The 14,180-nt window shown below is 67.8% G+C and carries 15 protein-coding genes; 2 read left to right on the forward strand and 13 right to left on the reverse strand.

The window, feature by feature from the left end:
• The first annotated feature begins 22 nt into the window (after positions 1-22).
• On the forward strand, positions 23-505 hold the full coding sequence (locus ACWF5H_RS15155; RefSeq protein ID WP_364652161.1) for a MarR family winged helix-turn-helix transcriptional regulator: 483 nt from the start codon (positions 23-25) through the stop codon (positions 503-505).
• A gap of 89 nt (positions 506-594) precedes the next feature.
• Here ACWF5H_RS15155 and ACWF5H_RS15160 read toward each other — a convergent pair whose 3' ends face one another.
• The 7 genes from ACWF5H_RS15160 to ACWF5H_RS15190 form a co-directional block, all read right to left on the reverse strand.
• On the reverse strand, positions 595-1,032 hold the full coding sequence (locus ACWF5H_RS15160; RefSeq protein ID WP_127511713.1) for a helix-turn-helix domain-containing protein: 438 nt from the start codon (positions 1,030-1,032) through the stop codon (positions 595-597).
• Positions 1,033-1,161: 129 nt separating this feature from the next.
• Complete coding sequence (locus ACWF5H_RS15165; protein WP_452037840.1) at positions 1,162-1,659, reverse strand: CinA family protein; 498 nt, start codon at positions 1,657-1,659, stop codon at positions 1,162-1,164.
• On the reverse strand, positions 1,656-2,261 hold the full coding sequence (gene pgsA, locus ACWF5H_RS15170) for a CDP-diacylglycerol--glycerol-3-phosphate 3-phosphatidyltransferase (protein ID WP_452037842.1): 606 nt from the start codon (positions 2,259-2,261) through the stop codon (positions 1,656-1,658). Before pgsA ends, ACWF5H_RS15165 begins: the two co-directional genes overlap by 4 nt.
• Before the next feature lie 120 nt (positions 2,262-2,381).
• A complete protein-coding gene (locus ACWF5H_RS15175; RefSeq protein ID WP_452037844.1) occupies positions 2,382-5,237 on the reverse strand; it encodes a DNA translocase FtsK in 2,856 nt (951 codons plus the stop codon).
• 74 nt (positions 5,238-5,311) lie between these two features.
• Positions 5,312-7,003 (reverse strand): ribonuclease J, encoded by a 1,692-nt coding sequence (locus ACWF5H_RS15180; RefSeq protein ID WP_452037845.1) that lies wholly within the window; start codon positions 7,001-7,003, stop codon positions 5,312-5,314.
• Positions 7,000-7,923 (reverse strand): 4-hydroxy-tetrahydrodipicolinate synthase, encoded by a 924-nt coding sequence (dapA, locus tag ACWF5H_RS15185; protein ID WP_364652166.1) that lies wholly within the window; start codon positions 7,921-7,923, stop codon positions 7,000-7,002. The genes ACWF5H_RS15180 and dapA overlap by 4 nt, the downstream gene beginning before the upstream one ends.
• Positions 7,924-8,044: 121 nt before the next feature.
• Positions 8,045-8,848 (reverse strand): alpha/beta fold hydrolase, encoded by an 804-nt coding sequence (locus ACWF5H_RS15190; protein ID WP_452037847.1) that lies wholly within the window; start codon positions 8,846-8,848, stop codon positions 8,045-8,047.
• A 117-nt stretch (positions 8,849-8,965) separates the two neighbouring features.
• On the opposite strand from ACWF5H_RS15190, the gene ACWF5H_RS15195 reads away from it, so the two are divergent.
• Positions 8,966-10,150, forward strand: coding sequence for a heparan-alpha-glucosaminide N-acetyltransferase domain-containing protein (locus tag ACWF5H_RS15195; protein WP_452037849.1), 1,185 nt, complete (start codon positions 8,966-8,968; stop codon positions 10,148-10,150).
• A gap of 9 nt (positions 10,151-10,159) precedes the next feature.
• On the opposite strand, the gene ACWF5H_RS15200 is transcribed toward ACWF5H_RS15195, so the two are convergent.
• Genes ACWF5H_RS15200 through ACWF5H_RS15225 form a run of 6 tightly spaced genes read right to left on the reverse strand, consistent with a single transcriptional unit; the run spans position 10,160 to position 14,071 of the window.
• Positions 10,160-10,663 (reverse strand): tetratricopeptide repeat protein, encoded by a 504-nt coding sequence (locus ACWF5H_RS15200; RefSeq protein WP_452037851.1) that lies wholly within the window; start codon positions 10,661-10,663, stop codon positions 10,160-10,162.
• Positions 10,660-11,415, reverse strand: coding sequence for a 4-hydroxy-tetrahydrodipicolinate reductase (gene dapB / locus ACWF5H_RS15205; protein WP_452037853.1), 756 nt, complete (start codon positions 11,413-11,415; stop codon positions 10,660-10,662). Before dapB ends, ACWF5H_RS15200 begins: the two co-directional genes overlap by 4 nt.
• A gap of 16 nt (positions 11,416-11,431) precedes the next feature.
• Positions 11,432-11,860, reverse strand: a complete 429-nt coding sequence (locus ACWF5H_RS15210; protein WP_452037855.1) for a molybdenum cofactor biosynthesis protein MoaE — start codon at positions 11,858-11,860, stop codon at positions 11,432-11,434.
• Positions 11,857-12,390, reverse strand: coding sequence for a MogA/MoaB family molybdenum cofactor biosynthesis protein (locus ACWF5H_RS15215; protein WP_452037856.1), 534 nt, complete (start codon positions 12,388-12,390; stop codon positions 11,857-11,859). The genes ACWF5H_RS15210 and ACWF5H_RS15215 overlap by 4 nt, the downstream gene beginning before the upstream one ends.
• Positions 12,387-12,863, reverse strand: a complete 477-nt coding sequence (gene moaC, locus ACWF5H_RS15220; RefSeq protein WP_452037857.1) for a cyclic pyranopterin monophosphate synthase MoaC — start codon at positions 12,861-12,863, stop codon at positions 12,387-12,389. Before moaC ends, ACWF5H_RS15215 begins: the two co-directional genes overlap by 4 nt.
• A complete protein-coding gene (locus ACWF5H_RS15225) occupies positions 12,860-14,071 on the reverse strand; it encodes a molybdopterin molybdotransferase MoeA (RefSeq protein WP_452037858.1) in 1,212 nt (403 codons plus the stop codon). The genes moaC and ACWF5H_RS15225 overlap by 4 nt, the downstream gene beginning before the upstream one ends.
• Positions 14,072-14,180: the final 109 nt, after the last annotated feature.

The following is a 14,180-nucleotide window of genomic DNA, read 5'->3' on the forward strand; positions in this document are numbered from 1 at the left end:
CGGCGCTTATTAGAATAAGGCCATGACAGACCATGCCACAGGCAGCGAAGATGCACGGTTCGATACGGCCATCGAAGCACTTGAACGGCAGTTGAGCTTGCTCTGGCGCCGGGCCAGGGCGAACTCCCACCGGGTGGCGCGAACCGTGCACCCGGACATGGAACCGGCGGCCTACGGACTTCTGCTGATCCTCCAGCGGGAGCATTCGTTGCGGCTCACGGAACTGGCTGCGGCAATCGGAGTCGGCAAGCCGTCTGTCAGTCGCCAAATTGCCATGCTCGAGCAATTGGGTTTGGTGGGCAAGCAGGCGGATCCATTGGACGGGCGGGCCCAGTCGATCACCCTGACTCCCGCTGGGTTGGAGAAACTGGCCGAGGCGCAGGCCGCCCGCAAGGTCGCCTTTCACGAGCGCCTTGGCGACTGGTCCGTCGAAGACCTGTCCACGCTGGGACAGTTGCTGGACCGGCTGAATGCCTCCTATGCCAACGAGCCGCCGGTCCACTAGCGGACAGCGGGCCGGCCGGGAACCGCAGGCACAAAGAAACGGGCCGATTCCGCCGCTGTGGGCGGAACCGGCCCGTTAAGGGTCTTTGATCAGTACCGGGCGGAAGCCAAACCGCGGAGTTCTTCGGGCAGCTCGTCCGGAATGTCGCCGACAAACTCACGCGAGAGTTCCTGCGGGACGGTGTCGGGAATGACCACACCCTCGGCCTCTGCGACCCGGTCGCTCACTTCCCGCAGCATGTGCGACAGGGGAACGTCCAAGGCCGAGCAAATCGAGGACAACAGTTCAGACGATGCTTCCTTCTGGCCGCGCTCGACTTCGCTCAGGTAGCCAAGGGAAACGCGGGCGCTGTGCGACACTTCGCGCAGGGTTCGTCCCTGCCGCTGCCGGACATCACGGAGGACATCGCCAATTTCGTGTCGCAACACTACCATTTTGCGCTCCTTCTGCTCCCTGCGGGGTTCTTCGGCCAATCCCACATCACGCCAACGGACAACACCGTTTACGGACACGGGCTGCTTTACCATCTGTATCGCCTTGCTCCCTCTTAAGCTGGGCGGCTTCTGCCGCTGTTTTCAAGCCTAGGCCAACAACCTAACATCTGCTGACACCCTTGATAACTACTGAATGAATATTTTTGTTCCCCGGACTTAAATCTACGATCCGGACAAAACCGCCGCCTCATCGCCGACCGCCCGGCCCAGTTCCATGATGGCGGCTTCGCAGGCCTGCCGCCGAATACTGGCCCGGTCGCCGTTGAAGTGGTACTCGCTGGCCCACGTTCCGCGCGGGGCGGCGATGCCGATCCACACGGTCCCCACGTCCCGGCCGCCGTGCGGTTCCGGTCCGGCGACCCCGGTGGTGGACACCGCGATGTCCGCCTGCAGGACGCGCCTGGCACCCTCGGCCATCTGGCAGGCCACGGCTTCGGTGACCGCCCCCTCGCGCGCCAACAGATCAGGGTCGACGCCGAGCACGGCAGCCTTGACCTGGCTCTGGTAGGACACGACGCCGCCTTGAAGCGTGCCGGATGCCCCTGGCACCGTGGCCAGTTCGGCCGCCACCATACCGGCAGTCAACGATTCGGCCGTGGCCACCGTCAGTTTCCCGGCGATGGCTGCTGCCACGACGGCCGCGGCCTGTGCGGTGTTCATCGCTGGCCCTCGGTCCCCGCGAGCGAAGCGCGGCGCAATTTCACAGCCTTCACGACGTAGTCGACGCCGGTCACCACGGTGACGATCACGGCCAGCATCATGACGGCGAAGGCCACCCACACCGCCCAGTCTCCCAGCCAGGACTCGAGCGGCAGCAGGTAGAGGAAGATGGCCAGTGTCTGGAGGACGGTCTTCAGCTTGCCGCCGCGCGAGGCCGGCATGACCCCGTAGCGAATCACCACGAATCGCAGCAAGGTGATGCCCAGTTCCCGGACCAGGATGATGATGGTGATCCACCACGGCAGGTCGCCCAATACCGAGAGCAAGATCAAGGCCGAGCCGATCAGGAGCTTGTCTGCAATCGGATCGGCGATCTTGCCGAAGTTGGTGATCAGCCCCCGGCTGCGGGCCAGATCACCGTCGAGCTTGTCCGTGTAGATCGCGACGGCGAACACCAACACCGCCAGCCAACGGTACACTCCCCCTTCGCCGCCGTCAGCCAGCAGGAACCAGATGAAAAACGGAACCAGCAGGATCCGCACCGTCGTGAGGACGTTGGCGATGTTGAGCAGGGGCACGGGCCGGGACACTGAATCAGTCACGCGTTCAAGGCTACCCGTAGCGGGTCTCCACGCGGGCCTGACGGCCCTTGGTCGACCACCGGAGGGCGGACGTCACCTCACGGGCCTGACGGCCCTTGGCCGACCACCGGAGGGCGGACGTCACCTCCCGGTCAGGTTCCAGGCGTCCTCGGATCCCGCATCGTCCTCGTCGCCGTCGTAGTAGTCCACCGCCTGCGGCCGGGAATCGAGGTCCTCCGCGACCAAATCGCGCGGGCCCTCGAAGCCATGGTTGGCATTGGCATTGTCCGCCAATGCCTCGGTCAGCGGGTCGGCGCTCCCTGGCTCGCCGGGGCTTGCGGCGGCCGGCTCGTCGCCCCGGATGGCGGCCAGCGTCGCCGCGAGGTCATCCGGCTTGACCAGCACGTCGCGGGCCTTGGAACCCTCGGACGGACCAACCACTCCCCTGGATTCGAGCAGGTCCATCAGGCGGCCGGCCTTGGCGAAGCCGACGCGCAGCTTCCGCTGGAGCATCGAGGTCGAGCCGAACTGGGTGGTGACCACCAGTTCGGTCGCCTGCAGCAGCACGTCCAGATCGTCGCCGATGTCGTCGTCGATCTGCTTCTTCGGCGCCTCCACGGCGACGTCGTCGCGGTAGACCGCCTGCAGTTGCCCCTTGACGTGTTCAACGACCTTGTGGATTTCCGATTCGGAGACCCAGGCGCCCTGCACACGCATAGGCTTGCTGGCACCCATCGGCAGGAACAAGGCGTCACCCTGGCCAATCAGCTTTTCCGCGCCAGGCTGGTCCAGCACCACGCGGGAATCGGTCACCGACGAGGTAGCGAACGCCATCCGTGACGGGACGTTGGCCTTGATCAGGCCGGTCACCACATCCACCGAGGGCCGCTGGGTGGCCAGCACCAAGTGGATGCCGGCGGCACGGGCCAACTGGGTGATGCGGACAATCGAGTCTTCGACGTCCCGCGGTGCCACCATCATCAGGTCCGCGAGCTCGTCCACGATCACCAGCAGGTACGGGTACGGCTTGACCACTCGTTTGGAGCCGGCGGGCGGGACCACCTTGCCGTTGCGCACGGCCTTGTTGAAATCGTCGATGTGTTTGAAGCCGAAGTTGGCCAGGTCGTCGTAGCGGGTGTCCATCTCGCGGACCACCCACTGCAGCGCTTCCGCGGCCTTCTTTGGATTGGTGATGATCGGTGTGATCAGGTGCGGCACGCCCTCGTAGGCGGTCAGCTCCACCCGCTTGGGGTCCACCATGACCATCCGCACCTCGTCCGGCGTCGACCGCATCAGGATGGAGGTGATCATTGAGTTCACGAACGAGGACTTGCCCGCACCGGTGGCACCGGCGACGAGCAGGTGCGGCATCTTGGCCAGGTTGGCCAGCACGAAGCCGCCCTCCACATCCTTGCCCACGCCCATGACCATGGGGTGTTCGGTCTTGCGGGCGTTGTTCGAGCGCAGCACGTCGCCCAGGGACACCGTCTCGCGGTCCGTGTTGGGGATCTCGATGCCGATGGCGGACTTGCCCGGGATCGGAGAGAGGATGCGGACGTCGGAGCTGGCCACGGCGTAGGAAATGTTCTTGGACAGCGCCGTGACGCGCTCCACCTTGGTGCCCGGCGACAGCTCGATTTCGTAGCGCGTCACTGTCGGCCCGCGGGAGAAGCCGGTGACCTTCGCATCGACCTTGAACTGGTCCAATGTCTCGGTCAGGGCATTGACGACGGCGTCGTTCGCCTCCGAGCGCTCCTTCGACGGCGGTCCGGGAGGCAGGAAATCGGACGGCGGCAGCGTGTAGGCGACGTCACCGGCCAACTGCAGCTGCTCGGTGCGCTGCGGGATCGGAGTGGTCGGCGGCTGCGGCTGCACCGGATTGGACGGCACGGTGGGCGCTGCGGTTGCCGGCGGGGCCGCGGGCAGCACCGGCAGCGCTTCGGTGGCCCCTTCGGGGACCAGGCCTTGGTCGCGCTTGATCTTTTCGACGGCCAGTTCCGCCTGCGTGGGCCGGCGCACTCCCGGCGGCACGGCCGGAGCCGTTTCCTCCGGTGCGGGTAGCTCTTCGGGCTCTTTATCCTCGATGACGGCGGTTTCGAATGCCTCGTCGAAGTAGAACCCTTCCTCGTCGGCGGCCTCTTCGGCCTTGCGCTTGCCGAAAAGTTTGCGCCGCGGTTTCCGTTCCTTGGCCGGAGCCTGGTCGGCGTAGAGATAGCTCTGGTCATGCTCGTCGCCCGGCTGGTACTGCGCCGCCTGGGCGGACGGGTCCTGGCCCATCAGCCGCTCGTAGAGCATCCGCAGTCGCAGGGGAATGTGGCGGAACGGCGTGGCGGTGATGATCAGGATGCTGGTGAAGGCCAGCAGCCCGTAGATGGCCACCGGCAGCCACAGGCTGACGGCCGCCAGCGGGGCCGCGAGCAGGAAGCCTGCCATCCCACCGGCTGCCCACAACGCATCGAAGCCGTCCGCCAAGGCCGGCTGGCCGCCGATCACATGCGCGAGCCCGGAGCCCGAGGCGAGGAAAAGGATCAGGCCAATGGAGATGCGGCTGTTGGCCGGCGAGTCTTCCGGGTGGCGCATCAACCGCACCGCCATGATCAGCAGCAGCACCGGCAGCACCAGTGCCATCCAGCCGAAGGTTCCGCCGGCCACGGCGTGCACCACGTCCCCGAACCAGCCCTCCAGGGCCCACCACTCCACGGTGGCGACGCAGGCGGCCAAGAGCAGCAGGAAGAAACCGGTGCCGTCGCGGCGCAGTTCGTGGTCGGGCCGCACATCGGGACCCAGCTTCCGGACGCCCGCGGCCACCGGACGGGCCAAGCTCATCCACAGCCCGTGGATCATCCGCGGCAGCAGCGGCAGCTGCTCCTCCGGGGGCTGCACTTCGAGCACCTTGGTCTTGCTGGAACGCCCCGATGAGGAGCGCGCAGTAGTGCCTGTACCCTTACCGCGCGACTGCTGGGTGCCTTTTCGGGCAGGGGAAGTACGAGTCGCCATAGTCGCAAGGTTACCGGCTGAACCCGCTCATCCGCGGGATTTGGCCCGCACGGATCGGCTGCGCCGGACCGGGCTCAAGCCTCCAGGACCACCGGGACGATCATCGGCCGGCGGCGGTGCCGCTTGTTCACCCAGGTGCCGATCACCCGACGGACCACCTGCTGCAGCTGGTACGTGGTGTGGTCCGTGTTGTTGACCACTGCCTCTTCCAGCGCGCTGATGATTTTTGGTTTGATGTCGTCGAAGACCGAATCGTCCTCGGCGAACCCGCGGGCATGGATTTCCGGTCCGGAGACAATCTGGCCGGTGCTGCGGTTGACCACCGTGATCACGGAGATGAACCCCTCCTCGCCCAGGATCCGGCGGTCCTTGAGGTCCGCGTCGGTGATCTCGCCAATGCTCGATCCGTCCACGTACACGTATCCGCATTCGATCTGGCCGACAATCCGGGCGATGCCGTCCTTCAGGTCGATGACCGATCCGTCATCCGCCAGCAACACGTTTTCCGCCGGCACACCGGTTTGTTCGGCCAGCCGCCCGTTGGCAATCAGGTGCCGGGTCTCGCCGTGCACCGGCAGGGCGTTCTTGGGCCGCAGGATGTTGTAGCAGTACAAAAGTTCGCCGGCAGCAGCGTGTCCGGACACGTGGACCTTGGCGTTGCCCTTGTGGATGACTTCCGCGCCGAGCTTCAACAGGCCGTTGATGACCCGGAAGACGGCATTCTCGTTGCCCGGAATCAGCGAGGACGCCAGGATCACCGTGTCCCCCTTGCCCACTTGGATGCGGTGGTCCCCGTTGGCCATCCGGGACAGGGCGGCCATGGGTTCACCTTGCGACCCGGTGGACATCAGCACGATCCGGTCGTCCGGGAAGTCCTCCACGTTCTTCAGGTCCACCAAGATGCCCTCGGGGACATTCAGGAAGCCCAGTTTGGCGGCGATGTTCATGTTCCGCACCATGGACCGGCCCACGAAGGCCACGTGCCTACCGTGGGCGGCAGCGGCGTCGAGCACCTGCTGGACGCGGTGTATGTGGGAGGAGAACGAGGCGACGATGATGCGTTTCTGCACTTGGCCGAAGAGACGCTCCAGCACCGGGCCGATTTCCTTCTCCGCGGTGGTGAAGCCGGGGATGTCGGCGTTGGTGGAGTCGGCCATGAACAGGTCCACGCCCTCCTCGCCGAGGCGGGCGAAGGCGCGCAGGTCGGTGATTCGACCGTCCAGGGGCAGCTGGTCCATCTTGAAGTCGCCGGTGTGCAGCACCGTGCCGGCTGTGGTCCGGAGGAAGACAGCGAGTGCGTCCGGGATCGAGTGGTTGACCGCGACGAATTCACATTCGAAGGGCCCGAACTGCTCGATTTGGCCTTCGGCAACGGTGAGGGTGTAGGGCGTGATCCGGTGTTCGGCCAGCTTGGCCTCGACCAGAGCCAGGGTCAGCTGGGAGCCGATCAACGGAATGTCCTGCCGCATCCGCAACAGGTAAGGGACGGCACCGATGTGGTCCTCGTGCCCGTGGGTGAGGACCACGCCGACGATGTCGTCGAGCCGGTCCTCGATGTAGGAGAAGTCCGGCAGGATCAAGTCCACCCCGGGCTGGTGCTCCTCCGGGAACAGCACGCCGCAGTCGACCACCAGCAGTTTCGAGCCGATCTCGAAGACCGCCATGTTGCGGCCGATTTCCCCGAGGCCGCCTAGCGGAACAATCCGGAGCGTGCCCGGTTCGAGGCTGGGCGGGGTGCGGAGTTGGGTCAGCGTGGACTGGCTCATCGGGCGTTCAGGGCCTCCAGGGTCCAGCCGGCCTCGGCCAGGTCCGCGCGGATGGGCGCGAGCTCGGCCTCCGACGGTTCCACCAGCGGCAGCCGGACCACGGAGTTGGGCAGGACGCCCTGCCACTTCAGGACCTGCTTGGCGGCGACTGCGCCCTGCACGTGGGTCATCACGGCGCGGATGACCGGGTCCAGTTCGAAGTGGAGCCTGCGCGCGGTGGCGAAATCCCCCGCCAGCGCGGCATCGACCAGTTCGCGGAACTGCCGGGTGGCCACGTGGGCGGTCACGCTCACCACGCCGACGGCGCCGGCCGCCATCAGCGGCAGGGTCAGTCCGTCGTCGCCGGAGTACACGTCCAAATCCGTGTTGGCCAGCACGCGGGTGGTCTCGCCGTAGTCCGCTTTGGCGTCCTTGAGCGCCACGATGAGCGGGTGCTCTGCCAGCCGGATCAGGGTGTCAGTCGCGATCGAGATGCCGGCGCGGCCGGGGATGTCATAGACCATGACCGGCAGGCCGATGGCAGAGGCGATGGTTTCGATATGGGCCTGGACGCCTGCCTGGCTCGGCTTGTTGTAATACGGGGCGGTGATGAGCAGCCCGTCCACTCCGACGGCGGCGGCACGCCGGGACAGGTTGATGGAGTGGCGCGTGTCGTTGGTGGTCGACCCGGCGATGACCTTGGCGCGGCCACCGACCGCCTCGACGACCGTGCGGAACATCGCTTCGTTCTCGTCATCGGTCAGCGTTGATGTTTCGCCGGTGGTTCCGGTGACGACGAGACCGTCGCAGCCGTCCTGGACCAGCTTGTCCGCCAATTCGGCGGTCTTGAGGTAGTCCACCTCGCCCTCGTCGGTGAAGGGGGTGACCATTGCGGTGACCAGGGTGCCGAAGGGATACTCACGAACGTCAGACTCAGCCATAGGGAAAACGTTACCGTGTCCGGAGGCGGTATCAGGCAATGGTGTAGAAGGGGCGACACAGAGTTCTCCGTCACGTGCGGTGGCGGCGGAGGCCGGCCGTGCCCCGGGTAACGCGGCTGCCTCAGCGGTTTGAGTGGACCCGCTCCAGGAAACCTGTCAATAGGGCGGTCACGTCTTCCTGGGCGGACAGGCAGCTGGCGTGGTCCAAACCGGGCAGTTCGGCAAAGTGTCCGTCCGGCAGCAGAGCGGCCGCCTGGCGCGATTCCTCCGCCCGCGGATGGTCCTTGCTGCCGGCGATCAGCAGGACCGGCAACTGGATCTGCTGGACCACGCGCGGATCGAGCCCCGGCAATTCTTCGCCGGCGCGGAAGTAGGCTGCCAGCGCCGCCGGGTCGTTCGCCAGGAAGGCCTGCCGGGTGGCCGGGTCCACTGACCCGGTGCGGCGATCGTTCCAACGGCTGATGAATTCCTCCATGCCGCCCGTCTCAAGCGCGTCCAGGTAGTCGGGGAAGAAGAGTTTGCCGACCTGGCCGGCCATGCTCCGGTGGGTCCCGCCGAGCATGGTGAGCGAACGCAGGCGATGCTGCCGGGAGGCGGCCATCGCCAGACCGACCCGTGCTCCAAAGGAGTAGCCGAAGTAATGCACGCTCTGCAGCCCGCAGGCGTCCAGCACCGCTTCGACGTCGCCCATGAAGTGCTCCATGGTGTAGGCGTCATCGTTGTGCGGTTTGTCACTGCGGCCGTGTCCGCGCATGTCCAGCGTGACCACCCGGTAGTGCGGCTTGAGGGCGCGTTGGTAGCCCAGCCCCCGCCAGGCAGCCTTGGACAGCGCTGTGCCGTGGACCATCAGCAGCGGTTCGCCGGTGCCGGTGTCCTCGAAGGCCAGCCGCACGCCGTCGTGCTCATTGACAGCGAATCCCATCATGGCCGCTCCCCGGGCGCCGGAGCGCAGTGTGCAAAGGTGTCCATTCCCTCACCGTAGCGCGTGCCGACCGCTGATCTTTCCCACCGGTCCCCCGGCCGGCTGTGAGAATATCTGTGCATGCCCTCTGCTCCCACCGGCCGCCGGATTGCCGGAATCGACGCCGCCCGCGGCATCGCCCTGCTGGGCATGATGGCTACCCACATCTTTGCGCCGTGGACTGCCGGGACGGATCCGGAGCCGAATTTCGTTGGACTGGTGTTGTCCGGCCGGTCCTCGGCGCTGTTCGCGGTCCTGGCCGGGGTGGGCCTGGCACTGCTGACCGGAGGCAGCCGCGGCCACCAGGGCGGCAGCCTGGCGGCGGACCGTGGCGGCATCGCCGTGCGGGCCCTGCTGATCGCGACCGTCGGTATGATGCTGGGCACGCTGGAAGTGAACGTTGCGGTGATCCTGGTCAACTATGCCGTGCTGTTCCTGTGTGCGCTGCCGTTCCTCCAGCTGCGCCGCCGGGTGCTGGTGCTCTGGGCCGCCGGGTGGATCGTCCTCTCCCCGGTGCTGGCGCACCTGCTGCGCCCCCTGGCGGAGGCTGCCGTGGACCCGGCCGAGCTGGGCCACAACCCCATGATCTACGACCTGCTGACGCCCGCCACGCTGCTCAGCGACCTGTTCCTGACCGGCTATTACCCCGTGGTGCAGTGGCTTGGCTACCTGCTGGCCGGGTTGCTGATCGGCCGGCTGGAACTGCAGCGAACCGGCGTGCAGCTGGGACTGCTGGCCGTGGGCACCGTGCTGGCGGTGGCGGCCAAAGGCGGCTCCTGGCTGGTGATGGATCGGCTGGGCGGTTATGCCGAAGTGGCAGCCACCGAGTCGGCACAACGGGCAGACTTCGACCTGGTGTACCAGGTGAACATGAGCTGGATCGAGCAGCAAGGTTCGTGGTGGTGGCTGGGCGGCTCGTCGCCGCACTCCGGAACGAGCTTCGATCTGCTGCACACGGTGGGCACCTCGGCCGTGGTGCTGGCGGTCTGCCTGTTGCTGACCTCGCGGCTGCCGTGGCTGCTGTTGCCGCTCTCCGGCGCCGGCGCCATGACCCTGACGCTCTACTCCGCCCATGTCTGGGTCCTCAGCGTGCTACCCCCGAACGCCCCGGACCTGCCGGCGTACCTGTGGCAGGCGGTGGCAGCGATGGGCATCGGGGTTCTCTTCCACGCCCTGGGCTGGCGCGGACCATTCGAGCTGGTGGCCTCCACCGCGTCCCGGCTCACCCGCGATGCGCTCCGGCCGACCGGCAGCCGGTCCCGCTGAGCATTCCGCTCAGGAGCGGCTGAGCCCGATCGCGTGGCGCATCGACTCTCGGGCGCGCTTGCGGTCGCCGGCCGCGTCGTAGGCGCAGGAGAGCCGGAACCAGCTGCGCCAGTCCTCCGGCGCCGCCTCGGCCTCGGCCTTGTATTTGAGGAACTCCTGGTCCGCTGCTTCCCGGACAATCCGCCCGCCGGGCGTGCGCGGCAGATTGTCCACCGGCAGGCCACCTTCGGCTTCCAGGGTCCGGGCCAGCTTGGACATCCGCGAGCCGAACAGCAGTTCCCTGCTCAGCGCCCAGGCGCCGATGACGGGCAGGATCACCAGGGCCACGCCCAGTCCTTTGGCCACGAGGTCCGGTTCGCTGAGCATCAGCCAAGCCCGCTGCAGGGTGGCGATCAGGTAGCCCGCCAGCAGGACGATGATCACGCCGACCCAAATTTTTGCTCCGTGCCGGGTGTACCAGCCGACGCCGCTGCCGCCGTCCGGCACGCCGGCGGTGTCTTCAGTGTTGCTCATGAAAGTTCCAGGTACCCGTCCAGTCCGTAGGTTAGTCCGGGCCGCCCTGTGACGGTCCGGACGCCCAGCAAGACGCCGGGCATGAAAGAGGCGCGGTCGAACGAATCGTGTCGGATGGTGAGCTGTTCGCCCGGCCCGCCCAGCAGCACCTCCTGGTGCGCCACCAGGCCGCGCAGCCGCACGCTGTGCACGCGCACGCCGTCCACATCCGCGCCGCGGGCACCGTCCAGCGCCTTGGTGGTGGCGTCCGGGCCGGCGGGAACATCGGCCGCGTCGCGGGCCGCGGCCACTAGTTGTGCGGTGCGGATGGCGGTGCCGGAGGGTGCATCCACCTTGTCCGGGTGGTGCAGTTCGATGATTTCCACCGATTCGAAGTACTTGGCCGCCGTGGCGGCGAACGAGGATGCCAGCACCGAACCGAGCGCGAAGTTGGGCGCGATCAGTACGCCGGTCCCGGCGTGCTGTTCCAGCAGCTGCGCCAGCGAGGCGCGCTTGGCTTCGTCCCAGCCGGTGGTGCCGACCACTGCGTGCATGCCGTGTTCGACGGCGAACCGGACGTTGGCCTCGGTGTTCTCCGGCGTGGTCAGGTCCACCACCACCTGGGCTCCGGCGGCGACCAGTTCTTCGAGGGAGTCGCCGCGCTTCAGCGCGGCCACCAGTTCCAGGTCAGGGGCGGACTCGATGGCCGTGACGGCCTCGCTCCCCATCCGTCCGCCGGCGCCCAGCACGGCCACCGCAAGTTGCTCAGTCATGCCCTCCAGCGTATCGCTACTGGCCGATGCCGACCCATTCGGTACTGCCGTCGGCGAAGTGCTGTTCCTTCCACACCGGCACTTCTTCCTTGATCCGGTCTACCAGCTCCGAGCAGGCGGCAAAGGCGGCGGCGCGGTGTGCCGACGCGACGGCCGCCACCAGTGCGGGGTCGCCGATTGCCAGCGGGCCGGTGCGGTGCGCCACCCAGATCCGGATGCCCTCGTGCTCCGCGGCGATCCGGCCGGCGACCTCCGCGATCACACGTTGAGCGCTGGGGTGGGCGGAGTAGGACAGCGCAGCCACGGCCTGACCGCCGTCGTGGTTGCGCACCACGCCGCTGAAGCTGACCACGGCACCGCATTCGGCCGAATCCACCGCGGCCGTCGCCTCGGCGACATCGATCGCCTCACCGGTCACCGCCGCATACAACACCGTGCTGGTCATGGTTGTCCTTCCGTCCGCCGCGTGCTTCCAGTATCCCCCGGCCCTGTGTGGCCGGCGTCGGTGTTCCCCTCCAGCTGGGCGCAGATGTGGCCGATCAGCGGATCCAGGGCGTCCAGGCCGTCTCGCACTCCTCCGGGCGAGCCGGGCAGATTGACCACAAAGGTGGACCCGGCAGTGCCGGCCACCCCCCTACTCAGCGCCGCCAGCGGCGTCTTGGTGCGCCCATAGGCGCGGATGGCTTCCATCACGCCCGGCAGTTCGCGTTCCAGCACGACGGCGGTGATCTCCGGGGTGCGGTCGTCGGCAGCCAGACCGGTTCCTCCGCTGGTGACGATGACGCGGGGCGCGGCGGCCAGCATCTTTTGCAGCGCGCGGCGGACGGGCTCGCCGTCGGCCACGATCTGCGGCACGCCGGCGGCCAGGCCGTGGCCGGCCAGCCATTCGGAAATCAACGGCGCGCATTCGTCCTCGTAGGCTCCGGCCGCGGCGCGGGTGGAGGCGACGATGATGCCGGCGGTGCGGGCGCTCACAGCGCCCAGTCCCCGCTCTTGCCTCCGGATTTGGCCAGCACCTTGATGTCCGAGATCACCGCGTGCTTATCCACCGCCTTGACCATGTCGTACAGGCTGAGCGCCGCCACCGAGGCGGCCGTCAGCGCCTCCATTTCCACGCCGGTGACGGATCGGGTTTTGACCGTCGCTTCAATCCGCACGGAGTCCTCCGCCGGGAAGAAGTCCACGGTGACCTTGCTGATCGGCAGCGGGTGGCACAACGGGATCAGCTGCGGTGTCTGCTTGGCCGCCATGATGCCGGCCACCCGGCTGACCGCCAGTGCATCGCCCTTCGGCAGCGACCCGGCGGCCAGCAGTTCCACCACGTCGGAGCGGGTGGAGAGCACGGCCTGCGCGGTGGCCTGCCGGGTGGTTTCGTCCTTGCCGCTGACATCGACCATGTGGGCCGTGCCGTCCTCGCGGACATGGGTCAGTCGTTCTGCTTCGCTCATAGCAGCCATATTTCCACGTCCTGGCCCGCTTCTGCGTGCTCGACCCCCGCGGGCAGGTGGACCAGCGCGTTGGATTGCGCCATCGCGTGCACCAGATGGGACTCGGCTCCGCCCACCAGCCGCACCCGGCCGCCGTCGTATTGGCCGCGCCGCACCTGATGCTTGGCCGCGGGCGAGTCGGCGGCTTCGGCCAGCGGGGCCCGCAGCACCGTGCGCGGCGCCGGCGTGCCCAGCACGCTGGTCAGCGCCGGCCGCAGGAACATCTCGAAGGAGACCAGGCAGCTGACCGGATTGCCGGGGAAGCCCAGGAACACTGCTCCGCCGATCCGGCCGGCTCCCTGCGGTCCGCCCGGTTGCATCGCCACCGGGGCAAAAGCCACGCCCTCGGGTTCGAGCGCCAGCCGGACCACTTCGAAGGCGCCCTTGGAGATGCCGCCTGAGGTCAGTACCAAATCTGCCCGCTGGCGGCGCAGCTCGGCATCAAGCAGGCGTCGGAACTCCGGCGCCGCATCGGCCAGGATCCGGCTCTCCACCACCTCGCAGCCGGCTTCCCGGAGCGAGGCCGCCAGCATGGTGTTGTTGGCGTCGTAAATCTGTCCGGCGCCCAACCGTCCGCCGGTGGCCACCACCTCGTCACCGGTGCTCAGCAGCAGCACCCGCAGCCGCGGCCGCACCTCGGCCGTGGCCAGGCCCAAAGCCGCTAGGAGTCCCAGCTGCGGCGCCTTCAGCACCGTTCCGGCGGTCAGCGCGAGGCTGCCGGCGGCAATGTCGCTGCCGACGGCGCGGATGAACCGCCCGGCCGGCGATTCCGGGAGCCTGACCGTGTGCCCGTCCCGTTCGGTCAGGAACGTGTCCGGCACCGCTTCCTCGATCGGGACCACGGCGTCGGCTCCCTCGGGCAGCATGGCTCCGGTCATGATCGGCGCGGCCGAACCCGGCGGCAGCGCCGGCGCGGCGTAGCCGGCGGGAATCGTCGCCGCCACGGCGAGGTCCGCCCCACCGGAAGTCTCCGCGCTGCGGACCGCGTAGCCGTCCATCTGCGAGTTCGCGAACGGCGGCAGGCTCATCGGCGCCGCGACGTCGGCGGCCAGGGTGCGCCCGTAGGCCGCTTCCAGCGCCACGGACTCGTGGCCGGCGAGGCTGGCCTGTGCCGCGTACCGGATCAGTTCCTCAACGGCGGCGCGGTGCTCGGCAACGCTCTTGGCCACGGGCCCTCCTTGTCGCGCAGATCAGGCGGGCCCGTGGTCATGGTGCCGCCCGGTCCGGCCTGCCGCAGGTGCAGGTTCTGCTGCCATCCTAGGCGACGGGCCGGGCGGC

The sequence above is a fragment of the Arthrobacter sp. NPDC055138 genome (assembly GCF_053607305.1).

Excerpts from the sequence above, each read along its gene's own strand:
- moaC (WP_452037857.1), bottom strand. The coding sequence starts at position 12,863 with ATGAGCGAAGCAGAACGACTGACCCATGTCCGCGAGGACGGCACGGCC.
- ACWF5H_RS15160 (WP_127511713.1), bottom strand. The coding sequence starts at position 1,032 with ATGGTAAAGCAGCCCGTGTCCGTAAACGGTGTTGTCCGTTGGCGTGAT.
- ACWF5H_RS15165 (WP_452037840.1), bottom strand. The coding sequence starts at position 1,659 with ATGAACACCGCACAGGCCGCGGCCGTCGTGGCAGCAGCCATCGCCGGG.
- ACWF5H_RS15175 (WP_452037844.1), bottom strand. The coding sequence starts at position 5,237 with ATGGCGACTCGTACTTCCCCTGCCCGAAAAGGCACCCAGCAGTCGCGC.
- ACWF5H_RS15200 (WP_452037851.1), bottom strand. The coding sequence starts at position 10,663 with ATGAGCAACACTGAAGACACCGCCGGCGTGCCGGACGGCGGCAGCGGC.
- ACWF5H_RS15155 (WP_364652161.1), top strand. The coding sequence starts at position 23 with ATGACAGACCATGCCACAGGCAGCGAAGATGCACGGTTCGATACGGCC.
- dapB (WP_452037853.1), bottom strand. The coding sequence starts at position 11,415 with ATGACTGAGCAACTTGCGGTGGCCGTGCTGGGCGCCGGCGGACGGATG.
- ACWF5H_RS15195 (WP_452037849.1), top strand. The coding sequence starts at position 8,966 with ATGCCCTCTGCTCCCACCGGCCGCCGGATTGCCGGAATCGACGCCGCC.
- ACWF5H_RS15180 (WP_452037845.1), bottom strand. The coding sequence starts at position 7,003 with ATGAGCCAGTCCACGCTGACCCAACTCCGCACCCCGCCCAGCCTCGAA.
- dapA (WP_364652166.1), bottom strand. The coding sequence starts at position 7,923 with ATGGCTGAGTCTGACGTTCGTGAGTATCCCTTCGGCACCCTGGTCACC.
- ACWF5H_RS15210 (WP_452037855.1), bottom strand. The coding sequence starts at position 11,860 with ATGACCAGCACGGTGTTGTATGCGGCGGTGACCGGTGAGGCGATCGAT.
- ACWF5H_RS15190 (WP_452037847.1), bottom strand. The coding sequence starts at position 8,848 with ATGATGGGATTCGCTGTCAATGAGCACGACGGCGTGCGGCTGGCCTTC.